The sequence below is a fragment of the Streptomyces sp. NPDC037271 genome, from assembly GCF_055603605.1.
In genome coordinates this window covers 22,766-44,896 of the sequence record NZ_JBVJVN010000031.1, presented here as the reverse complement: position 1 = coordinate 44,896, position 22,131 = coordinate 22,766, and the positions used below count along the sequence as shown (strand labels likewise).

The window sequence follows — 22,131 nt, the reverse complement described above, 5'->3', positions numbered from 1 at the left end:
AGTGAACACATGCAGGCTAGCCCGCCCGGGACGCGGCCCAGTCGCCGATCCGGCGCAGCAGGTCCTCGTCGGACGCGTGCTCCGCGTGGCCCATGCCGGGCTCCAGCCACAGTTCGCCGTGGTCACCGGCGGCCTCGGCCAGCATCCGGGGGTGGTCGAGGGGAAAGTAGCCGTCCTGGTCGCCGTGGACGACGAGCAGCGGTGTCGGCGCGATCCGCCCCGCCGCCTCCACCGGCGACAGCGGCACCGGGTCCCAGTCCCGGTGGTGGATACGGGTGCGCAGGCCGTAGCGGCCCACCAGGCGCCCGGCGGGCCGCATCACCAGCCAGTGCAGCCGGCGCATGGGCGCCGTTCCCCGGTAGTACCAGCGGGCGGGGGAGCTCACCGACACGACGGCGTCCGTACGCGCCTCGCTGTCGGCGCCGTACAGCGCGGCGTGCCGCAGCACCACCGAGCCGCCCATGGAGAAGCCGACGGTCACCACGCGCGCGTGCCCGAAACCGCGCGCCCAGGTGACCGCCGCCGCCAGGTCGAGCACCTCGCGGTCGCCGACGGTGGACCGGCCGCCGGACGCGCCGTGCCCGCGGAAGGAGAACGCGACCACGGCCCCGTGGCGCGCCAGCGCCGCCGCGATCCGCCGTACGTGCGGGCGGTCCGCGTCGCCCGTGAAGCCGTGCGCGATGACGAACACCAGGTCAGCGGCCCCGCGGCCGGCCGCGCCGGGCTCGTACACGGCGTCGATCCGGACCCCGTCGGATGCGCGCAGGAAGGTGCGTGACGGCGTGCGGCGCGGCGTCCCGCGGGGCGTCTCGGGATGCGGACGATGGGTGGGACGCGCCACATGACCCGCCGGTCGGTTCCTCATGTCGGCTATTCTGCTGGGCAGAGGACTCGGGCAATGTAGCCCCCGGGTCCTTTTGTGCTTCCGGGAGCGACGCGCGGCGTTCATCTCCCGGACGCGCGGTGGGCCCCACGGCCAACGGGGTCCGCACCTGTACGAAGCAGTGCCGTAAACGTCCTCGCAGGGACCCAGGAGGAACCAGACGTTATGGGCGAGCGAAACGTGCACGACCGCAGGACGACCCGGGCAGGTGGGGCGCGATGAGTTCGCTGCTGCTCCTGACCAACGCCCTCCAGCCGTCGACGGAGGTGCTCCCCGCCCTCGGCCTGCTGCTGCACAGCGTGCGCGTCGCCCCGGCGGAGGGACCCGCCCTCGTCGACACCCCCGGCGCCGACGTCATCCTCGTCGACGGGCGCCGTGACCTTCCCCAGGTCCGCAGCCTGTGCCAGCTGCTGCGGTCCACCGGGCTCAGCTGTCCGCTGGTCCTCGTCGTCACCGAGGGCGGCCTGGCCGCCGTCACCGCCGACTGGGGCATCGACGACGTGCTGCTGGACACCGCCGGTCCGGCGGAGGTCGAGGCCCGGCTGCGCCTCGCCATGGGCCGCCAGCAGATCGTCGGCGACGACTCCCCCATGGAGATCCGCAACGGCGACCTGTCGGTGGACGAGGCGACGTACTCGGCGAAGCTCAAGGGCCGGGTCCTGGACCTGACCTTCAAGGAGTTCGAGCTGCTGAAGTACCTCGCCCAGCACCCGGGCCGGGTCTTCACCCGCGCCCAGCTGCTCCAGGAGGTCTGGGGCTACGACTACTTCGGCGGCACCCGCACGGTCGACGTGCACGTACGGCGGCTGCGCGCCAAGCTCGGCCCCGAGCACGAGTCGCTGATCGGGACCGTCCGCAACGTCGGCTACCGCTTCGTCACGCCGGAGAAGCCCGAGAAGTCGGAGCGCGCCTCGGAGGACGCCAAGGCGAAGGCGAAGGCCCGGTCCCAGGCGCAGGCGGAAGCGGGGTCGGACACCGCGGCGGAGGCGACGTCGGCCAACGCGTGAACCAGGGCGTGAACCAGGACGTGAACCAGGTGTGAACCAAGGTGTGATACGCCCTGCCCGGTACGGTTCCATCCGCGTAGACTCCGCGCGTGGCCAAGGTGACTAGGGATGATGTGGCGCGACTGGCGGGGACTTCCACCGCCGTCGTCAGCTATGTCATCAACAACGGACCCCGGCCGGTCGCCCCGGCCACGCGCGAGCGTGTACTCGCCGCGATCAAGGAACTGGGGTACCGGCCGGACCGGGTCGCCCAGGCGATGGCGTCACGGCGCACGGACCTCATAGGCCTGATCGTGCCGGACGCGCGCCAGCCGTTCTTCGCGGAGATGGCGCACGCGGTCGAGTGGGCCGCCTCCGAGCGCGGGAAGATGGTGCTCGTCGGCAACTCCGACTACGTCGGCGAGCGCGAGGTCCACTATCTGCGCGCCTTCCTCGGGATGCGCGTCTCCGGCCTGATCCTGGTCAGCCACGCCCTGAACGACCTGGCCGCCGCCGAGATCGACGCCTGGGACGCCCGGGTCGTCCTGCTGCACGAGCGCCCCGAGGCCATCGACGACGTCGCCGTCGTCACCGACGACCTGGGCGGCGCCCAGCTCGCCGTACGCCACCTCCTGGAGCACGGATACGAGTACGTCGCCTGCATGGGCGGCACCGCCGAGACCCCGTCCGTCGGCGACCCGGTCTCCGACCACGTCGAGGGCTGGACGCGCGCGATGAAGGAGGCCGGGCTCTCCACCGAGGGCCGGCTCTTCGAGGCGCCGTACAACCGCTACGACGCCTACCGCGTCGCGCTGGAGCTCCTCTCCGGGCCCAGGCGTCCGCCCGCGATCTTCTGCTCCACGGACGACCAGGCGATCGGCCTGCTGCGCGCGGCGCGCGAGCTGCGCATCGACGTCCCCGGCGAGCTGGCGGTCGCCGGCTTCGACGACATCAAGGAGGCGGACCTGGCCGACCCGCCGCTGACGACGGTCGCCTCGGACCGGTCGGCGATGGCGCGGGCGGCCGTGGACCTGGTCCTGGACGACGGTCTGCGGGTGGCGGGCTCACGGCGGGAGCGGCTGAAGGTGTTCCCGTCGCGGCTGGTGGTACGGCAGTCCTGCGGCTGCGAGTAGCTCTTTATATCGGGCATACGAGGTTCTGCCGGGCTTCTCAGGCAGCACTCAGACCGCTCTCATACGGGGGCGGGAAGCTCATGAACATGACCGAGAGCCTCCGCCGCAGCGGCGAGTACGAGCACGCGCACGAGAACCCGTACGGCAGTCCGTACCAGGGCACCCAGCAGCACGCCTCCTCTCCCGTCAACCCCGAGTGGCCGCCCCCGCCGGCGCAGCCGCCCGCCGGGCCCGCGCAGGCGGCTGCTCAGCCCGGACAGCCCGTGCAGGCCGCTCAGCCCACGCAGGCCGCTCAGCCCACGCAGGCCGCTCAGCCCGGACAGCCCGAGCCGCCCGCCCAGTTCGAGCAGCCCGAGCCGCCGCGCAGGAAGCGCACGGTCCGTCGCGGCCCCGCCGCCCTGCTCGCGGCCGTGGCGATCGTCGCGGCGGCCGTCGGCGGCGGCACCGCGTACGGCATCCAGGAGCTGACCGGCAGCGACACCGTCGTCTCCAGCGCCACCAGCACCAACGTGGTGCCCGCCGGTCAGAAGGGCACGGTCGCCGGGGTCGCGGCGGCGGTCAGCCCGAGCATCGTCGAGATCAGCGCCACCTCCAACGCCGGCTCCTCCACCGGCTCCGGCGTGATCATCACCGGCGACGGCGAGATCATCACCAACAACCACGTCGTGTCCGGCGCCTCCTCCGTCAAGGTGACGACCGGCGACGGCAAGCAGTACGCCGCCCGGGTCGTCGGCACCGACAGCAGCAAGGACCTCGCGCTGATCAAGCTGGAGAACGCCTCCGGCCTGAAGGCGGCGACGCTCGGCGACTCCGACGGTGTCGGGGTCGGCGACCAGGTCGTCGCGATCGGCTCCCCGGAGGGCCTGACCGGCACCGTGACCAGCGGCATCGTCTCGGCCCTGGACCGTGACGTGACCGTCTCGACGGACGAGGGGCAGCAGCAGCAACAGCAGCGGCAGGGCGGCGGCTGGCCGTTCGAGTTCGGTGGTCAGGAGTTCAACGGCGACACCGGCTCGTCCACGACGACGTACAAGGCGATCCAGACCGACGCCTCCCTCAACCCGGGCAACTCCGGCGGCGCGCTGATCGACATGAACGGCAACATCATCGGCATCAACTCCGCGATGTACTCGTCGGCCGAGTCCTCCGCCGGTGCGGGCAGCGTCGGCCTCGGCTTCGCCATCCCGGTCAACACCGTCAAGGCCGACCTGCCCGCGCTGCGAGCGGGCGCCGACGGCTGAGCGGGTACGGAAACGTACGACGCGACGTGCGACGCTGAAGGCGTTGGCAGCCCGCACCGACCCACCGCCCGCACCCACCGCCCGTACCCACCGCCCGTATCCCACCGCACCCGAGGACTGACCCCGAGCCATGAGCCCCGCAGACGGCGACCGCGACCGTGACACCCAGCGCATCCTGATCGTCGACGACGAGCCGGCGGTCCGCGAGGCCCTCCAGCGCAGCCTCGCCTTCGAGGGGTACGGCACCGAGGTCGCCGTCGACGGCGCGGACGCCCTGGAGAAGGCGGCGGCCTACCGGCCCGACCTGGTCGTCCTCGACATCCAGATGCCCCGCATGGACGGCCTGACCGCCGCCCGCCGGATCCGCGGCGCGGGCGACACGACCCCGATCCTGATGCTGACGGCCCGCGACACGGTCGGCGACCGGGTGACCGGCCTGGACGCCGGCGCCGACGACTACCTGGTCAAGCCCTTCGAGCTGGACGAGCTCTTCGCCCGTATCCGCGCCCTGCTGCGCCGCAGCTCCTACGCGGCGGCCGTCGAGGCCACCGCCGAGGACGACGACACCCTCTCCTTCGCCGACCTGACCATGGACCTGGCGACGCGGGAGGTCACGCGGGGCGGACGTCCGGTGGAGCTGACCCGCACCGAGTTCACCCTCCTGGAGATGTTCATGGCGCACCCGCGCCAGGTCCTCACCCGGGAGCAGATCCTGAAGGCGGTCTGGGGCTTCGACTTCGAGCCGTCCTCCAACTCCCTCGACGTGTACGTCATGTACCTGCGCCGCAAGACCGAGGCAGCCGGCGAGGCGCGCCTCGTCCACACGGTCCGCGGCGTCGGCTACGTCCTGCGGCAGGGCGGCGCGGAGTGAGAGGACCGGTCCGCCGCTTCCGTACGCTGCCGCTGCGTTCGCGCCTGGCGATGCTGGTGGCCGCGGCGGTGGCGTTCGCCGTGACGGCGGCGGCGGTGGCGTGCTGGTTCGTGGTCAAGAGCGTGCTGGTGGACTCGCTGGACGAGGCGCTGAAGGCGAACCGCATGGACCGGCAGCAGGTGAGCCAGTACGTCAACCTGCGCACCGGCCTGTGCGCCCACGACCCCGTCACCCACGAGCAGAATCCCTTCGGCTCGTCCGTACAGCTCGTGGACCGCAAGGGCGGCAGCTGCCTCATCATCGGCACGGAGGAGGTCCCGCTCACCGACGCCGACCACGCCGTGGCCGAGGGCGCGTCCTCCGACGCGCTGCACGACGCCACCGGGTCGGACGGCACGCAGTACCGCGTCTTCACCTACACCGTGCCCGACCTTTCGGGCGTCGCCGTCTCCGCCGCGCGTCCGCTGGGCGAGGTGAACGGCTCTCTCAGCAACCTCGCGCTGGTGCTCGTCTTCGTCGCGGGAGCCGGTGTCGTCGGCGCGGGTGCCGCCGGCCTCTGGGTGGCCCGGACCGGCCTGCGCCCCGTCGACGAACTGACCCGGGCCGTGGAGCACGTGGCCCGCACCGAGGACCTCACCGTCCGCATCCCCGTGGAGGACGACAGCGAGGACGAGATCGCCCGCCTCTCCCGCTCCTTCAACAGCATGACCTCGTCCCTGGCCAGCTCCCGCGACTTGCAGCAGCAGCTCATCGCCGACGCCGGCCACGAACTGCGCACCCCTCTCACCTCCCTGCGCACCAACATCGAACTCCTCACCCGCAGCGAGGAGACCGGCCGCCCGATCCCCGAGGCCGACCGCAAGGCGCTCCTCGCCTCGGTCAAGGCCCAGATGACGGAACTGGCCGCCCTGATCGGCGACCTCCAGGAACTCTCCCGCCCCGACACCGGCCAGCACACGGGCCGCACCCGCATCCTCGCCTGGCACGACGTCGTCGAGTCGGCCCTGCGCCGCGCCCGCCTGCGCGGGCCGGAGCTGACGATCACAGCGGACGTACGGCCCTGGTACGTGCGTGCGGAACCGGCCGCCCTGGAACGCGCGGTCGTCAACGTCCTGGACAACGCGGTGAAGTTCAGCCCCGAGTCCGGCACCGTCGACGTACGCCTCGCCGACGGCGTCCTCACCGTCCGCGACCACGGCCCCGGCATCCCCGTCGACGAACTCCCGCACGTCTTCGACCGCTTCTGGCGCTCACCGAGCGCACGCGCCCTGCCCGGCTCGGGCCTCGGCCTGTCGATCGTGGCGCGGACGGTGCAGCAGGGGGGCGGCGAGGTGACCCTGACCCCGGCCGAGGACGGTGCCGGCGGAACCGTGGCGACCGTGCGGCTGCCGGGGGCGCCGGTACCACCGCCGGAGACGACCGCGGCCGACGGGGGTCAGTGGTAGCCGAGCATGCCGGGGGCGTCGATGCCGACGGTGAGGAAGCCCGGTGGGTAGAGATCCTCCTGCCCGGTCAGGATGATCGACATGCCTCCCGAGTCCAGGTGCGGCGTCGCAACGTAGAGCGCGTGACACGTATCCGCACCGCCCCAGCCGTCCCGCACCATCCCGCCGACAGTGATGGCCGCGACCTGGCCGAGCGGATCGACGTGCAGGCCCGGAAGCGCCATCAGCGCGCCTCCGACGTTCGCCTCGCTCTCCTCGGCCTTCATGAGGCACAGCGCCGGGAGATGCAGCCAGTCACCCGGCGTGTGAGCGACGTTGTCGGCGAGGCGATGGAGGGCCTCATGGCCATGGGCGAGCGCCAGGGCCGCACCCGCGTCGAGAATGATCACGCGGCTTGCTCCCCGAGGGCCCGGGTCTTGTCCGCCGCCATCGCGTAGATGTTGGCCAGCACGTTCGGTCCGCTCTCGAACTCCTCGTCGCTGAGTGTGCAGCCCAGCCGTTCACGCAGCACCGTGCGCGTGGCCGCCACCCGCTCCGCGATCTGCTCCGCCGTCGGCTGTTCCGAGGCCAGCTGCTCCACCAGCTGGCCTAGGGTCATGCCCCGCTCCTTGGCGACCTGCGCGAGGTGGTCGCGGGCCTGGCGTGACACCTGAATGGTCGTGTTCTCTGCCATGGCACCACCATAGCCACATTACAACCCAGGGGGTCGCCGCCCGCCGCTCCCTTCACCCCAAGGTGTCTACGACGCTCGCCCCGCTTGACGCCTTCGGCTCCGCGCCCCTCGGCTCCGGCGCCGCCTTCATCACCAGCAACGACCTAGCCGCGATCGCCAGCCGGATACAACCCCGTACTTACCGTGATCGCGTTGCTTGTGCCCCGAGCACGCCCAGCCCACACTTGAGGAGGTGACGTCAGTACCTGTCCAGGTCCTCCATGACCGCCCGCTTGGAGAGCCGTTCACCCTTCTCCAGGCGGTACAGGTAGCTCTTGTCGTACGAGGTCTCCTCGGCCAACTGGCCAAGCGACTTGCCCGCCTTCTCGCGGAGTATCCGGAGCGGCGCACCCAGCTCGGCGCGCCTCGACTGCCCTTCGTCGAGCGGGTGTTCGTCCATGCCTGCCCTCCCCGATTGTCCGCCGCCCAGGCAACGTCTGGCCTCTTTCGCAGCGTACGCGCAGCGAGTGACGATCAGAGCACGAACGGTAATAGCCGCTGGCCGCGGCTCCGAAGCGGGCCGTGCGGTTCGCGTTGACTAGGGCGACGGAGTCGCTGGAGGACGTGCTGCGGGTCGCGGTCAGCCGGGGCCGGCGTCTCCCCCGGCCGGCGGGCGGCAACCTTCGCGGGCGGGGCGGCGACTGAGCAGCGGACCATCCCCACGTGGAACGGAACGCCCATGAGCGAGCAGCACCGCAGCAAACCCCGGCACCGCAAAGGCAGGAAGGCCCTGGCCGTCGGGGTCCCGCTGGCCCTGACCGCCGCGGGGACGCTGGCGTACGGAGCGGACCTCGGCGTGCTCGGCTCCGGCGCACAGCGGGCGTCCGCCGCGACGGCCGCCGCACCGGCCTGGGCGACCGCCACCGCCGACGGCTTCGCCTCGGTCGACGCCCTCGGGCAGAACGGCACGTACGGCGGCCGGGACGGCGAGACGGTGACCGTACGGACGCAGGCGGAGCTGGAGAAGTACGCGACGGCCGAGAAGCCGTACGTCATCGTCGTCGCCGGGACCATCGACATGGCGCCCGTCGGCAAGGAGATCAAGGTCCGGTCGGACAAGACCATCGTCGGCGCCGGCACCTCCGGGCAGATCGTCGGCGGCGGTTTCTTCCTCGGCACCGGCGTGCACAACGTGATCATCCGCAACCTGACGATCCGGGACTCCTACCAGGGCGTCTGGAACGACAAGGAGCACGACTTCGACGCCATCCAGATGGACGGCGCGCACCACGTCTGGATCGACCACAACGACCTGCGGCACATGGCCGACGGACTGATCGACGTCCGCAAGGACAGCACCTACGTGACGGTGTCCTGGAACAGACTGAGCGACAACAACAAGACGTTCGGCATCGGCTGGACGGACAACGTCACCACGGACATCACCATCCACCACAACTGGTTCCGCGAGACCGAGCAGCGCAACCCGTCCACCGACAACGCCGCCCACGCGCACCTCTACAACAACTTCCTGGAGGACGCGCCGGGCACGGACATCACCTCCTCCTACGGCAACTACGCGCGCGGCAGGACGTCGATGGTCCTGGAGAACAGCTACTTCCAGGGCGTGCGCAACCCCGTCACCAAGGACGCCACCGCGACGCTCGTCCAGCGCGGCAACGTCTTCTCGGGCACCTCGGGCCGCAACGAGAGCGGCGGGGCGGCCTTCGACCCGAGGAAGTTCTACGCCTACACGCCCGACCGGGCCGCAGACGTGCCGGCGCTGCTCAGGTCGGGCGCGGGCCCGCGCCCCTCGATCGGCGTCACGAACGCCACGAGCGGTGCGAGCGGTGCGAGCGGTGCGAGCACGAAGGCGGCGGCCACGCTCACGGTCGCCAAGGACGGCAGCGGCCAGTACCGGACCGTCCAGGCCGCCGTGAACGCCGTCCCCGCGAACAGCACCTCCCGGGTCCTCATCGCCGTGAAACCGGGGACGTACCGCGAGACGGTGAAGGTGCCGTCCGACAAGCCCCACGTGACCATCGAGGGCACGGGCGGCAGCCGCAAGGACACCGTGATCACCTACGGCAACGCGGCCGGGACGCCCAAGCCCGACGGCTCCGGCACCTACGGCACGTCCGGCAGCGCGACGGTCGCCGTCGAGGCCGATGACTTCCAGGCCCGCAACCTGACCATCGCCAACGACTTCGACGAGGCCGCGCACCAGTCCCTCTCCGGCCACCAGGCGGTGGCCCTGCGCACGGCGGCCGACAGGGTCTTCCTGGACGGCGTGATCGTCACCGGTGACCAGGACACCCTGCTGCTGGACACGGCTGCCAAGGACAGGCTCGGCCGCGTCTACATGAGGAACTCCTACGTCGTCGGCAACGTCGACTTCATCTTCGGCCGGGCGACGGCCGTGATCGACCGGTCGGTCATCACCCTGAAGAAACGCTGGAACGGCACCTCGGCCGGCTACGTCACCGCGCCCAGCACCCCGGCCCACCGCAAGGGCATCCTGATCAGCCGCTCCGCCGTCGGCGGCGACGTCTCGGCCGGTTCCTTCCACCTCGGCCGCCCCTGGCACGCGGGCGGTGACGCGAGCCTCGACCCGCAGACCACGGTCCGCGACACCACCCTGAGCGCCGCGGTCAAGTCCGCGCCCTGGACCGACATGAGCGGCTTCTCCTGGAAGGACGACCGCTTCGCCGAGTACCGCAACACGGGCCCCGGCGCGGGCCCCGCGAGCGCCGACCGCCCCCAGCTCACCGCCGGCCAGGCGGCCGGCCAGGAGGTCGCGGACTGGCTGGGCGGCTGGGTGCCCACGGCGTCGTAGGGCCAGGACGCCCGGCCGCGCGCAGGGGACCTTCCCGATCGCGGTGACAAAACAGGCCAACTGTTCACGGTGCGCTCACATGAGCGCACCGTGAACGCGCACGCCCATTCGTACTCGTTCCGGAGGAAGGCACCGCCACCGGCCCGCCGCGGTCATCGTGCGCGCGTGCCCGGCGGACCCGGGCCGGAGCAGGAAGAAGGGGCCCGGCACCCGCGGGGCTCGTAAGGCCTGCCATGGGTGCCGGGCCCCTTTCCGGAGCCGGTGAGCGGTTACCGCACGACCGTGATCCGGTCGGCCGCCGGCGGGGCGATCGGGGCGGTCGCCGACGAGTTGGCCGTCAGGTACTGCTCCAGCGCCGTCAGGTCGTCCGCGCCGACGAGTTCGTTCGCGCCCTCGCCCAGGGTGGGGAAGCCGTCGCCGCCGCCCGCGAGGAAGCTGTTCGACGCGACGCGGTACGACGCCGTCGGGTCGATGGGCGCGCCGTTCAGGCGGATGGAGTCCGTGACGACGCGGTCCGCGCCCGTCTTCGTCAGGTCCAGGGTGTAGGTGAGGCCGGACGAGACCTGGAGGATCTTCGGGGCCGCCTCGTTCGGGCCGCTGACCTGCTCCTTGAGGACCTGGATCAGCTGGGCGCCCGTGTAGTCCTTGAGGTTCACCGTGTTGGCGAAGGGCTGGACGGTGAAGCCCTCGGCGTACGTGACGACGCCGTCGCCCTCGCCGCCCGTGGCCGCGTAGGTGAGGGGCGCCCGGATGCCGCCCGGGTTCATCAGGGCCAGGTCGGTCTCCGGGTCCAGGGACCTGCCGTGGGCGAGCTGCGCGTCGGCGATCAGGTCGCCGAGCGGGGACTCGGTGCCGTCGCGGTTGATGTCGCCGGAGATGTAGCCGACCGGGCGGTTGCCGATCGGGGCGGCGAGGGTGCCCCACCTGTCGATCAGGCGGGTCATGTCCGGCGCCTTCGGGACGTCCCGCGTGACCACGTGGTTCGCCGACTTCACCGCCGTACGGGCGATGTCACCCGTCGCGCGGTCGTAGGTCAGCGTGGTGTCCGTGTAGAGGCGGCCGAAGGACGCGGCCGACGTGACCGTGCGGGGCTTGCCCGCCGGGTCGGGGATCGTGCAGACGTACGCCGCGTGGGTGTGGCCGGTGACCAGCGCGTCGACCTGGGGCGTGACGTTCTTCGCGATGTCGGCGATCGGGCCGGAGATGCCGTCGCCGGCGCCCGGGGAGTCGCAGTCGTAGTTGTAGGAGGACGAGGCCGGGAAGCCGCCCTCGTGGACCAGGGCGACGATCGACTTCACGCCCTGGCGCTGGAGCACCTTGGCGTACTTGTTGATCGTCTCGACCTCGTCCTTGAAGGTGAGGCCCTTGACGCCCTCCGCCGAGACGATGTCCGGGGTGCCCTCCAGGGTCACGCCGATGAAGCCGACCTTGACGCCCTTCTGCTTCCACACCCAGTACGGCTTCAGGAGGGGCTTCTTCGTCTTCTCGTCCAGGACGTTCGCCGCCAGGTACGGGAAGTCGGCGCCCTTGAACTCCTTGTCCGTGTAACAGCCGTCGGTGGGGTGGCAGCCGCCGTTCTGGAGGCGGGCCAGTTCCCTTGCACCCTCGTCGAACTCGTGGTTGCCGACGCTCGTCACGTCCAGGTCGAGGGCGTTCAGCGCCTCGATGGTCGGCTCGTCGTGGAAGAGGCCGGAGAGGAGGGGGGACGCGCCGACCATGTCGCCGCCGGCGGCGGTGATGGAGTAGCGGTTGCCCTTGCGGGCCTCCCGCAGGTGGGTGGCGAGGTACTCGACGCCGCCCGCGTCGACCGTCTTCGTCGTGCCGTCCGGCTGGAGCTCGGTGACCCGGCCGGAGGAGCCGGCGGGCGGTTCGAGGTTGCCGTGCAGGTCGTTGAAGGAGAGGAGCTGGACGTCCTGGTAGCGGCCAGGCCGGTGATCGGGCTTGTGACCGCCGTGGCCCCGGTCCCGCTCGCCCGCGTTCGCCGACGCGGGCAGCGTCGCGGCGGCGAGCGCCCCGGCGGTGACGACGGTGGCGGCAGCGGCGAGGAGACGGGTCGTACGGCGTCTGCGGCGCGGTTGGTGCGACGGTGCTGTGGCTGGCATGCGCCCCCCTGTGGGTGTGCGTGAGCGCGAGCCGCTGAGGAGACGGCTCGTCGGCGCAGCAGCCTAGAGTCAACGCGCGTAGCGCGACAGGGGGTCCCGGGTCACATCCTGGTGTATCCCGCCGTCGGCCCCTTTCCTGCCCCTCCCCCGATCCATCCCCCGGCCTGTCCCGCGGACCCGTCCCCCCCGGTCCGTCCCGGCGGCCCGCCCCCGGCTACCGCCGCTTTGCCGCGCCCGCCCTTTACGCTCGTACGCATGACCAGCGACGACACCGTGCGGCCCGGCCGCACCCGCTCGATCGAGACCCTCGCCGAACTCTCTCCGGAGCAGACCGAGGCGGTCCTCGCCCTGCTCAGCGAGGCCGCCCGCAGCGACGGGCAGCAGGCCGTGTCCGAGCAGGGACGGCTGCAACTGCGCGGCCCCGCGCGGGAGGGCATCGCGCACCTGCTGCTCACCGTGGACGGCGGAGAACTCCTCGGCTACGCCCAGCTGGAGGGCACCGACCCGGTGGAGCCGCCGGCCGCCGAACTGGTCGTCCACCCCTCGCACCGGGGCCAGGGGCACGGGCGGGCGCTGGGCTCCGCGCTACTCGCCGCCTCCGGCAAGCGGCTGCGGGTCTGGGCGCACGGCGGCCACTCCGCCGCCCGGCACCTCGCACAGGTGCTCGGCCTGACGTTGTTCCGCGAACTGCGGCAGCTGCGGCGCCCGTTGACCGGCCTGGACCTGCCCGACCCGCGCCTGCCCGAGGGCGTGACCGTCCGTACCTTCGTGCCGGGGCAGGACGACGCGGCCTGGCTCGCGGTGAACGCCGCCGCCTTCGCCCACCACCCCGAGCAGGGCTCCCTCACCCAGCGGGACCTCGACGACCGCAAGGCCGAGGCGTGGTTCGACCCGGCGGGGTTCTTCCTGGCCGAGCGGGACGGCGAGCTGATCGGCTTCCACTGGACCAAGGAGCACGCCGAGGAGCGGCTCGGTGAGGTGTACGTCCTCGGCATCCGCCCCGACGCCCAGGGCGGCGGCCTCGGCAAGGCCCTGACCACCATCGGCCTGCGGCACCTGGCGGAGCGGGGACTGCCCACGGCGATGCTGTACGTCGACGCCGACAACAAGGCCGCGGTGTCCGTCTACGAGCGCCTGGGCTTCGTCACCCACGAGACGGACCTGATGTACCGAACGGAGACGTGAGGTGGCGGTCCGGCCCCACGTGGCGGTCCGGTCCCAGGTGCTGGTCCGGCCCCATGTGCTGGTCCGGCCCCATGTGGCGGCGATCCGGCCCCACATGGCGGCGGTCCGGCCCCACGTGGCGGCGGTCCGGCCCCACGTGGTGATCCGGCCCTAATGCCGGTCCGCCGGCTTCGAGGTGGTGGTCCGGCCCCGAGCCGGTCCGCCGGCTCGGCGGAACCGCCTCCTCCCCCGCCCCAGCGGCTCCGGCCCGCACACCCCCCACACCACGGCCACCGCCGCCAGCAGCACCGCCCACCGGTCGTGCGCCGCCGGCCACCGCGGGTCCTCGGGCGGCACGGCCAACGCCCAGTCCTCCGGCGTCAGCAGGGGCGCGAGAACCGCCATGAGCAGCAGGGCCGCCGCGACGGCCGGACCCGGACGCGCCTCGTCCGTCAGCCGTACCGCCGTCGCGGCACCGGCGAGTGCGAGTGCGCCCAGCGCCGCCGCCTCCAGGGTGATGTCACCGGCCGGGGGCCGGTTCGCCGAGGGGGTGAGCAGCAGTACGGCCGTCCACCACAGCGCGGCGAGCGGTGCGACCAGGGCGACCCGCAGCGCCTGCCGCAGCGAGCGCCGGACCGGGACGGGAACGGTGAGGTGCCGGGCCGGGTCGTCCAGCAGGAAGGCCAGGGCGAGCGCGCCGATCAGGGCGGTCCCCCGCAGCAGGGTGAGCGTCTGCGAGGGCGTCGGTTCCGCTCCGACGACGACCGGCGCGGCCGCGACCAGCAGCCCGAGGGTTCCGGCCGCGGCCAGGGCCCGCCGCGGCAGCGTGCGCCACACCGGGCCGGCCAGGGCCCGTGTCACTCCTCTCACTCCTCGCACGAGTCCGCCTTCTCCGGCCCGGCGACGCCCAGCAGTTCGGCGGCCCGGGCGGTCGTGACGCCCGGGGCGGTCAGCTCGGCCCAGTGCGCCTTCACCCGGTCCCCGACACCGGGGCGCGGCTTCTCCAGCAGACGCCGTACGACGTCCGTCTGGCCCTCCGTCATGGACAGCGGGTCGGTGGGCGACAGGACGATCGCCGAGCCCTCCACACTGTCGTCGAGGCGGACCCGGCGCAGGGCGTTCACCGGGTCGTCCTGCCAGCTCAGGGAGAGCCACATGAGGGTGACCATCCGCCCGTCGCAGATCTCGCTCCCCGCCTTCTCCGTGCCCGCGACGAGGACCGCGGCGACGGCGCTGGAGAACTCGGGGACCCGGTTGCCGCCCCAGGCGGTGCCCACGGTCACCTGGTGCGCGTCGGCCAGCGCGGGGATCGCGGCGTCGCCCTCCAGCCCGTACCGGGCGTCGATCCGCTGCCGTACGACGAGCCGCCGGTCGTGCGCGGAGCCGCCCGCGAGGGACTGGACCCGGTCCACTACCCCGGCCCAGGTGCCGGTGCGGGGCACCCACTCGGGGAAGGCGCAGTACGTCGACCCGCCGTGCTCGACGCAGGTGTGCTCGGGCCGCACCGAGGCCCGTTCGCGGGCCGCGGTCAGCTCCGGCGACGGCGACACGCCCCGGGCCTGCAGGACCCCGCCCGTCACCGCCAGCGCGAGGGTCAGCGCGACGCCCGCCCGGACGGCCAGGTTCCGGCCACCGGCGAGGAGGACCGCGAGGAAGGCCGCGCACAGGCCCGCGCCCGCCAGGTACAGGGCGTGCCAGGCCGCGGGCCGCCCCAGCAGGTCGGAGGGCAGGGTGTTGGAGCTGATGTCGGCGACGACCGGTGCCAGCCACGACAGTCCGCTCGCACCGCCCGGCCCCGTCCCGAGAACGAGCGTGAACAGCAGGACGACCAGCAGCAGCGGCGCGGCGGGCGCCGACCGCACCAACCGGGCCAGCAGCACCCCGACCGTCCCGGACAGCAGCACCGTCAGCGGCCCGACGAGCAGCTCGGCCGGCGAACCGTGCCCGATCGCACCCGGCTTGACGGCCTCCCAGGTGAACTGCCCGGCCACGCACACCGCGGTGAGCAGGGCGGCCGGTACGACGGACAGCGCGTGGGCCACCGTACGGCGCCAGGGCGCGAGCACCAGCACCGCGAAGTGGGGTTCGGTGCCGTGCCGTTCGGAGCGCAGGACGGCGATGTTGGCGGACAGCAGGACGGCGAGGCCGACGAGCATCGGCATGCTCTGGGTGGCGCGGTCGACGTCCTGCAACGCCGGGTGACCGTCCCAGGAGCTCCGGGTACGCCAGACGATCCACGCGACGTACGCCACGAAGGCGATGACGACCGGGATGCTCAACAGCAGCCGGCGCGCCTCGAACCGGGCCAGGGCGAGCACGGCCCGCGTACCGCCGCGCGGTTCGTTCCCGACGGCGGGCGGGGCCTGGGCCAGCACGGCGCTCACGCGGCCACCTCCGTGCCGGCGCCGTCGAGGGCGAGCAGGTAGCCGTCTTCGAGGGTGGGATCGACCAGTTCCGCTCCGGCGGGCGGATCGCCCACGTTCCGGAAGGACCCGGTGCCGGTACGCCACCCGGCCTTCGCGCCCGGATCCTTCTCCTTGCTGCTCCACACGCGCCCGGCGGCCCGCGCGGTCAGTTCGGCCGGGGTGCCGTCGAACCGCACCGCTCCGGCGGCCATGACGACGACCCGGTGGCAGAGCATCGCCACGTCCTCGGTCTGGTGGGTGGACAGCAGGACGGTCCGCCCTTCCCCCGCCCCGGCGATCAGCTCCCGGAACCGCATCCGCTGCTCCGGGTCCAGACCGACGGTCGGCTCGTCGAGCACGAGGAACCCGGGGTCGCCCACCAGCGCGGCCGCGAGCGCGACCCGCTGCCGCATGCCCCCGGACAGCTTCTTGATCCTCCGCCCGCGCACCTCGCCCAGATCGACCTCGTCCAGCACCCGCCGCACCTCACGGTGGCGGGCGCCACGGTCCGCCAGCTCCTTCAGGACCGCGACGTAGTCGACGAACTCGAAGGCGGTGAAGTCCGGATGGAAGCCGGGCGTCTGCGGCAGGTACCCGAGCCGCCGCCGCACCTCCTGCCGTCCGCGCGCGGTCCCCGGGTCGTGCCCGAGCACGGTGAACGCGCCCCGGTCGGCGGGCACGGCGGTGGCGAGCACCCGCAGCAGCGTGGTCTTGCCGGCCCCGTTGGGCCCGAGCAGCCCGGTGACGCCCGGGGTCAGCCGCAGCGACACGTCGTCGAGGGCGCGGGTGCGGCCGTAATGAAGGCTGAGCCCGGAGGCGGAAACAGTGGGGTGGGTCATACGGCGCTCCCGGACGGAAAGGGGACGAGGAGGAAAAGGAAGAGGGAGACGGAAAAGGAGAAGGAAGGGGAGAAGACAGGACTCACGCGGCACCCCGCGCCGAGACGTCGAACCGGTCGCGGAACAGGAACAGCAGCCCGGCACCCAGCACGGCCACCAGCCCGGACACGCCCTGCCCGGCCGCGGTGAACGGCGCCAGCGGACTGTCCTCGGCCGCTCGTGCCGCGTCCGCGGCGAACAGCAGCGCCACCCACGCCCCCGCGACCGCGGAGGGCGCCAGGACCGGACCCAGCCGGGGCGCCAGCGCGAGCCCGGTCGCGGTGAGCGCCAGCCCGGGCAGCAGCCAGGACAGGGCGCGCAGCCCGTATCCCGGCAGGGCGAGGGTCGCCGACCCGTTCACCGCGAGCGCGACGGCCAGCACGGCGACCGTACGGATCATCAGCAGCCGGAAGCCGTGCATCGGCGAGACGACCGCCATCTCGTACGTCGGGTCCAGCGCGGGCCCGTAGGCGAGCGCCACCCCGGCCAGCGGCAGCAGCGGGGCGAGGGCGAGGAAGAGGGTGGGCGTGCCGGAGGCCGCGAAGGCGACGGTGAAGGTCATCAGCAGCACGGCGAGGACCGCGCCGAGCCAGGACCGGCGCAGTACGGGGGTGGCCGCGAGCAGCCGCGCGGTGCCGTCACCGACGCCGCACCGCACCAGCAGCCCCTCGAACCAGCCCGGCCGGGGTGCGTCCAGCTCGGCGTCGAGCCGCTCCCACCCCACGTCCAGAGCGGCGGCGTCGCTCACCCCGGCGAGGACGCCGCGGCAGTGGGGGCAGGCGGTCAGGTGGGCGTCGGCGGACCACAGCGCGGGCGCGGCCAGCTCGCCCCGGGCGTAGGCCCGCAGGTCGTCCTCGTCCACGTGCCAGGTGTCCCGGCGACGGCTTTCCTCGATACTCATGCCAGCGCCTCCCGCAGCTGCCGGCGGGCGCGCATCGCCCGCGTCTTGACCGTGCCCGGCGGGATGCCGAGCAGGACGGCCGCCTCACGGGTGGTCAGCCCGTCGATGACGGTGGCCTGGAGCACCGCGCGCAGCTCCGGGGAGAGCCGGACGAGCGCGCCGGCGAGGTCACCGTGCTCGACACCGGCGAGCACCCGCTCCTCGGCGGAGACCTCGTCCCGGTGCCGCAGCCGCGCCAGTGCCTGCCGCAGCCGGCCCCGCGCACCGTCGCCGCGCAGGACGTCGACCAGCCGCCGCGATCCGATCCGCCACAGCCAGCCGGCCACGTCGCCTTCCTCCCGGTAGCGCGCACTGCCCCGCCACACCGCGAGGAAGGTCTCCTGTACGACGTCGTCGACGACACCGGCGTCGGCGCAGCGGCTGCGCATACGGGCGGTCAGCCAGGGGGCGTACCGGCGGTACAGCTCCTCGAAGGCACGCCGGTCGGCATCCGCCGCGACGGCCCGCAGCAGCTCCCCGTCGCTTCTCGTTTCGCTCACGTCTCCTCATCGGACGACCCCGGCCAACCGGTTCACACGATCGCAGGCGGAAATCCCGTGCGGGGAACGCGGGCACACCACCCGGCCGCCCCACGCGAACGCCGCCCGCTCATCCCGCGCGGACACACGGCCACGCCGCCCGCTCGCCCCGCGCGAACACACGGCCACATCGCCCGCTCGCCCCGCACGAACACACGGGCCCGTCATCCAGTCGCCCGGCGCGCACGCGGGCGCCCGGACGTCGTCCCCACTACCCGGCACGGACGCAGGCCGACCCCGTCCAGCCCGCCGCAGGCGCCGGCGGACACCACCGTCGGAAGCCCGCCGCTATCCCACACGTCATGTCCCCGTAACCATCGATTCAGACAGCCTTGCGACGCTCACCGAATGAAGCCGACCGTGCCGGAGCCACCAGGAGCAGAGCATCACGCGCCTTCCGACGCGCCTGTCCTGCGCGTGGCGCGGAAGAATGGGTTCATGAGGCAGCCGAACACCCAGGCAGAGGTCCAGCACACACAGCCCTCCGTGGGCTCCATCGCCGCGCACCGCCCGCACACCGTGGCCGCCACGGTCTCCGACCTGGAACCCGACATCGACGCCGACCTCGACGGCTACGAGGAGTCGGAGGAGTCCCAGGCCGGCGGCGCCCAGCTCCCGCAGGGCCGCTTCCTGGACCGCGAGCGCAGCTGGCTCGCGTTCAACGAGCGCGTCCTCGAACTCGCCGAGGACCCGAACACCCCGCTCCTCGAGCGCGCGAACTTCCTCGCGATCTTCGCCAGCAACCTGGACGAGTTCTTCATGGTCCGCGTCGCCGGCCTCAAGCGCCGCATCGCGACCGGTGTCGCCACCCGCTCCGCCTCCGGCCTCCAGCCCCGCGAGGTCCTGGAGATGATCTGGGCCCGCTCCCGCGAACTCATGGCCCGGCACGCCGCCTGCTTCCACGAGGACGTCGCCCCGGCGCTCGCCGAGGAGGGCATCCACCTGGTCCGCTGGAACGAACTCGCGGAGAAGGAGCAGGCCCGCCTCTTCACCCTCTTCCGGCACCAGATCTTCCCGGTCCTCACCCCCCTCGCGGTCGACCCGGCGCACCCCTTCCCGTACATCTCGGGCCTCTCCCTCAACCTCGCGGTCGTCGTACGCAACCCCGTCACCGGCCACCGCCACTTCGCCCGCGTCAAGGTCCCGCCGCTGCTCTCCCGCTTCCTGGAAGCGTCCCCGGGCCGCTACGTCCCCATCGAGGACGTCATCGCCGCCCACCTCGAAGAGCTGTTCCCCGGCATGGAGGTCCTGGAGCACCACGCCTTCCGCCTCACCCGCAACGAGGACCTCGAAGTGGAGGAGGACGACGCCGAGAACCTCCTCCAGGCGCTCGAGAAGGAACTCATGCGGCGCCGCTTCGGCCCGCCCGTCCGCCTCGAGGTCGAGGAGTCGGTCGACCGCGAGGTCCTGGACCTCCTGGTCCGCGAGCTGAAGATCGGCGAGGCCGAGGTCTACCCGCTCCCCGGCCCCCTCGACCTCACCGGCCTCTTCCGCATCGCGGGCATCGACCGCCCCGAGCTGAAGTACCCGAAGTTCGTCGCGGGCACCCACCGTGACCTGGCCGAGGTCGAGTCCGCCTCCGCGCCGGACGTCTTCGCCGCCCTCCGCAGCCGCGACGTACTCCTCCACCACCCGTACGACTCCTTCTCGACCTCCGTCCAGGCCTTCCTGGAGCAGGCCGCCGCCGACCCCGACGTCCTCGCGATCAAGCAGACGCTGTACCGCACCTCCGGCGACTCCCCGATAGTCGACGCGCTCATCGACGCGGCCGAGTCCGGCAAGCAGGTCCTCGTCCTGGTCGAGATCAAGGCCCGCTTCGACGAGCACGCGAACATCAAGTGGGCCCGCAAGCTGGAGGAGTCCGGCTGCCACGTCGTCTACGGGCTGGTCGGCCTGAAGACCCACTGCAAGCTGTCGCTGGTGGTCCGCCAGGAGGGCGAGACGCTGCGCCGCTACAGCCACGTCGGCACCGGCAACTACCACCCGAAGACGGCCCGCCTCTACGAGGACCTGGGCCTGCTCACCGCGGACCCGCAGGTCGGCGCGGACCTCTCCGACCTGTTCAACCGCCTCTCCGGCTACTCCCGCCGCGAGACCTACCGCCGCCTCCTCGTCGCGCCCAAGTCCCTGCGCGACGGCCTGGTGTCCCGGATCCACAAGGAGATCCAGCACCACCGCGCCGGCCGCCCCGCCTACGTCCGCATCAAGGTCAACTCGATGGTCGACGAGGCCGTGATCGACGCCTGCTACCGCGCGTCCCAGGCCGGTGTCCCGGTGGACGTGTGGGTGCGCGGCATCTGCGCGCTGCGCCCGGGGGTGACGGGCCTGTCGGAGAACATCCGGGTCCGTTCGGTCCTCGGCCGCTTCCTCGAGCACTCGCGGGTCTTCGCCTACGGCAACGGCGGCGAGCCGGAGGTCTGGTTCGGCAGCGCCGACATGATGCACCGCAACCTCGACCGCCGGATAGAGGCGCTGGTCCGGGTCACCGACCCGGCCCACCGGGCGGCCCTCAACCGGCTGCTGGAGACCGGCATGTCCGACGGGACCGCCTCCTGGCACCTCGGCCCGGACGGTGAGTGGACCCGGCGCGCGACCGATGCGGACGGCCAGCCCCTGCGCAACGTCCAGGAGATGCTCATAGACGCCCGGAGGCGCCGGCGTGGCACAGCGACACCTTGAACCGACGGACCCCACGACCGCCGCCGGGCCGCCGGCACCCGCGGACGTGGACGCCCTCACGAACTACCTGCGCGCCCAGGCCACGGAGTTCCTCCGCGCCCTGCGCCTGCACCGCGAGTCGGGCACGGGGGCGGGCGCCGGGGGGAACGCGAACGGTGCGCACGGCACCGGCAGGGCGACCGCGTCCGGCGACCCCGACGGCCCCGTGGACGCCGTCCGTTCCCTGCGCCGGGCGGCCCGCCGCCTCAGCGCCACCCTGCACACCTTCCAGCCGCTGCTGGATCCCGACTGGGCGGAGGGCATGCGCCCCGAGCTGGCCTGGCTGTCCGGCACGCTGGCGATGGAGCACGGGTACGCGTCCCGCCTGGAGCGCCTGCTCCAGGCCCTGCACCGGCTGTCCGGTTCGGCGGCGCTCCCGGCCCAGCAGCCGGCCGGCCGGGCCGCCGCCGGGTCCTTCGCCGCGTCCGCCGCCCACCCGGCAGCCCCGGACCGCGGCAACCTCACCGTCGGCGCGGCCAAGGCGGGCGCGCTGCTCGACCGCCAGCTGACCCTGGCCCGCACCCGGGCGCACTCCACCGCCCTCCAGGCGCTGGGCAGCAGCCGCTTCCACGCGGTGGCCGACAAGGTCGCCTTACTGGCCAGCGAGGTCCCGCTGAGGGCCCCCGGGTCCGCCGCACCCGGTACCGCGACGGCCACCGCGGCCGGCCCGGCCACCTCCGCATCCACTTCGCCGGCCCTCGCGGGCGTCGCGGGCACCACCGCCTCCCCCACCGACCTCCGCCCCCTGGCCGCCGCCGCGGCGGCCCGCCTCTCCGACGCGGTGGCCGCGCTCCCCCTCGTCACCGCGGGGAGTCCGTACAACGCGGAGGCACTGATCCACGGCCTCTCCCCGAACCCGGTCCCGCACCCCCAGGACGCCCCGTGGCACCAGGTCCGCCTGCTGCTGCGCCTGCACCGGTACGCACTCGAAGTGCTGGCCGGCGACGACGCCGGGGACACCGAGGACATCCTGGACGTACGCCTGCTGGCCGCCGGGGAGGCCCTGGACCGCCACCGCGACGCCTCGGAGGCCGCCGCGGCCGCGGCCCAGGCCGCCCGTACGCCGCGCATCGCCCCGGCGACGGCGTACGCGCTCGGCGTGCTCCACGCCGACCAGCGGCATGAGGTGGAGGCGGCGAGGTACGCGTTCCAGCACAGCTGGCGCAAGGAACCCGTCAAGCTGCCGTAGGCCGGGGCGCCGCCCACCGGACGGGCGGCCGCCCACCGGACCGACGCCAGCCACCGGACCGACACCGCACACAGGACCGATGCCGCATGCCAGGACCGACGCCGCATGCGAGGACAGGCGCGGAAGCCGGTACCGGCCCCTCGTCGGCG

General features: G+C 73.1%; 18 protein-coding genes and 1 pseudogene. 9 read left to right on the top strand and 10 right to left on the bottom strand.

The window, feature by feature from the left end; all coding sequences use genetic code 11:
* Positions 1-16: 16 nt before the first annotated feature.
* On the bottom strand, positions 17-865 hold the full coding sequence (locus ACZ7G3_RS32800) for an alpha/beta hydrolase (RefSeq protein ID WP_470930057.1): 849 nt from the start codon (positions 863-865) through the stop codon (positions 17-19).
* A 236-nt stretch (positions 866-1,101) separates the two neighbouring features.
* On the opposite strand from ACZ7G3_RS32800, the gene ACZ7G3_RS32795 reads away from it, so the two are divergent.
* The 5 genes from ACZ7G3_RS32795 to ACZ7G3_RS32775 all read left to right on the top strand — a co-directional run bounded on the left by ACZ7G3_RS32795 (position 1,102) and on the right by ACZ7G3_RS32775 (position 6,559).
* Positions 1,102-1,890 carry a winged helix-turn-helix transcriptional regulator gene (locus ACZ7G3_RS32795; protein WP_426601837.1) on the top strand — a complete coding sequence of 263 codons (789 nt, stop codon included), beginning with the start codon at positions 1,102-1,104 and terminating at the stop codon, positions 1,888-1,890.
* Between the two features lie 89 nt (positions 1,891-1,979).
* A complete protein-coding gene (locus ACZ7G3_RS32790; RefSeq protein WP_426525398.1) occupies positions 1,980-3,002 on the top strand; it encodes a LacI family DNA-binding transcriptional regulator in 1,023 nt (340 codons plus the stop codon).
* A gap of 86 nt (positions 3,003-3,088) precedes the next feature.
* On the top strand, positions 3,089-4,243 hold the full coding sequence (locus ACZ7G3_RS32785; protein ID WP_470930054.1) for a S1C family serine protease: 1,155 nt from the start codon (positions 3,089-3,091) through the stop codon (positions 4,241-4,243).
* Between the two features lie 130 nt (positions 4,244-4,373).
* On the top strand, positions 4,374-5,114 hold the full coding sequence (locus ACZ7G3_RS32780) for a response regulator transcription factor (protein WP_426601839.1): 741 nt from the start codon (positions 4,374-4,376) through the stop codon (positions 5,112-5,114).
* Positions 5,111-6,559 carry a sensor histidine kinase gene (locus ACZ7G3_RS32775; protein ID WP_470930052.1) on the top strand — a complete coding sequence of 483 codons (1,449 nt, stop codon included), beginning with the start codon at positions 5,111-5,113 and terminating at the stop codon, positions 6,557-6,559. The genes ACZ7G3_RS32780 and ACZ7G3_RS32775 overlap by 4 nt, the downstream gene beginning before the upstream one ends.
* Here ACZ7G3_RS32775 and ACZ7G3_RS32770 read toward each other — a convergent pair.
* From ACZ7G3_RS32770 to ACZ7G3_RS32760, 3 genes and pseudogenes are all read right to left on the bottom strand, one after another.
* Entirely contained in the window at positions 6,550-6,948 is a 399-nt protein-coding gene (locus tag ACZ7G3_RS32770) for a hypothetical protein (protein WP_470930050.1), read from the bottom strand. The two genes, ACZ7G3_RS32775 and ACZ7G3_RS32770, sit on opposite strands and share 10 nt — an antisense overlap.
* Positions 6,945-7,232, bottom strand: coding sequence for a hypothetical protein (locus tag ACZ7G3_RS32765; protein ID WP_279563814.1), 288 nt, complete (start codon positions 7,230-7,232; stop codon positions 6,945-6,947). The genes ACZ7G3_RS32770 and ACZ7G3_RS32765 overlap by 4 nt, the downstream gene beginning before the upstream one ends.
* Before the next feature lie 241 nt (positions 7,233-7,473).
* A pseudogene (locus tag ACZ7G3_RS32760) lies at positions 7,474-7,671 on the bottom strand (helix-turn-helix domain-containing protein); the annotation flags it as partial.
* A 279-nt stretch (positions 7,672-7,950) separates the two neighbouring features.
* Between ACZ7G3_RS32760 and ACZ7G3_RS32755 the strand changes: the two are divergent.
* The gene (locus ACZ7G3_RS32755; protein ID WP_470930048.1) at positions 7,951-10,047 is read left to right on the top strand and encodes a pectinesterase family protein; all 2,097 of its coding nucleotides are present in this window, start codon (positions 7,951-7,953) and stop codon (positions 10,045-10,047) included.
* A gap of 269 nt (positions 10,048-10,316) precedes the next feature.
* Here the strand turns inward: ACZ7G3_RS32755 and ACZ7G3_RS32750 are convergent, their stop codons facing one another.
* Positions 10,317-12,149: a bifunctional metallophosphatase/5'-nucleotidase gene (locus ACZ7G3_RS32750; RefSeq protein WP_470930046.1), complete on the bottom strand. Its 1,833-nt coding sequence runs from the start codon at positions 12,147-12,149 to the stop codon at positions 10,317-10,319.
* Between the two features lie 255 nt (positions 12,150-12,404).
* On the opposite strand from ACZ7G3_RS32750, the gene mshD reads away from it, so the two are divergent.
* On the top strand, positions 12,405-13,334 hold the full coding sequence (gene mshD, locus ACZ7G3_RS32745; protein ID WP_470930044.1) for a mycothiol synthase: 930 nt from the start codon (positions 12,405-12,407) through the stop codon (positions 13,332-13,334).
* 150 nt (positions 13,335-13,484) lie between these two features.
* On the opposite strand, the gene ACZ7G3_RS32740 is transcribed toward mshD, so the two are convergent.
* The 5 genes from ACZ7G3_RS32740 to ACZ7G3_RS32720 all read right to left on the bottom strand — a co-directional run bounded on the left by ACZ7G3_RS32740 (position 13,485) and on the right by ACZ7G3_RS32720 (position 18,036).
* Positions 13,485-14,174, bottom strand: coding sequence for an ABC transporter (locus ACZ7G3_RS32740; RefSeq protein ID WP_470930043.1), 690 nt, complete (start codon positions 14,172-14,174; stop codon positions 13,485-13,487).
* A gap of 5 nt (positions 14,175-14,179) precedes the next feature.
* Positions 14,180-15,697: an ABC transporter permease gene (locus ACZ7G3_RS32735; protein WP_470930041.1), complete on the bottom strand. Its 1,518-nt coding sequence runs from the start codon at positions 15,695-15,697 to the stop codon at positions 14,180-14,182.
* Entirely contained in the window at positions 15,694-16,557 is an 864-nt protein-coding gene (locus ACZ7G3_RS32730; RefSeq protein ID WP_470930039.1) for an ABC transporter ATP-binding protein, read from the bottom strand. The genes ACZ7G3_RS32735 and ACZ7G3_RS32730 overlap by 4 nt, the downstream gene beginning before the upstream one ends.
* 82 nt (positions 16,558-16,639) lie before the next feature.
* Complete coding sequence (locus ACZ7G3_RS32725; RefSeq protein ID WP_470930037.1) at positions 16,640-17,497, bottom strand: cupin domain-containing protein; 858 nt, start codon at positions 17,495-17,497, stop codon at positions 16,640-16,642.
* Positions 17,494-18,036: an RNA polymerase sigma factor gene (locus ACZ7G3_RS32720; RefSeq protein ID WP_398136042.1), complete on the bottom strand. Its 543-nt coding sequence runs from the start codon at positions 18,034-18,036 to the stop codon at positions 17,494-17,496. Before ACZ7G3_RS32720 ends, ACZ7G3_RS32725 begins: the two co-directional genes overlap by 4 nt.
* A gap of 477 nt (positions 18,037-18,513) precedes the next feature.
* Here ACZ7G3_RS32720 and ACZ7G3_RS32715 point away from each other — a divergent pair, with 477 nt between their 5' ends.
* Positions 18,514-20,754 (top strand): RNA degradosome polyphosphate kinase, encoded by a 2,241-nt coding sequence (locus ACZ7G3_RS32715; RefSeq protein ID WP_470930035.1) that lies wholly within the window; start codon positions 18,514-18,516, stop codon positions 20,752-20,754.
* Entirely contained in the window at positions 20,735-21,982 is a 1,248-nt protein-coding gene (locus ACZ7G3_RS32710) for a CHAD domain-containing protein (RefSeq protein WP_470930033.1), read from the top strand. Before ACZ7G3_RS32715 ends, ACZ7G3_RS32710 begins: the two co-directional genes overlap by 20 nt.
* Positions 21,983-22,131: the final 149 nt, after the last annotated feature.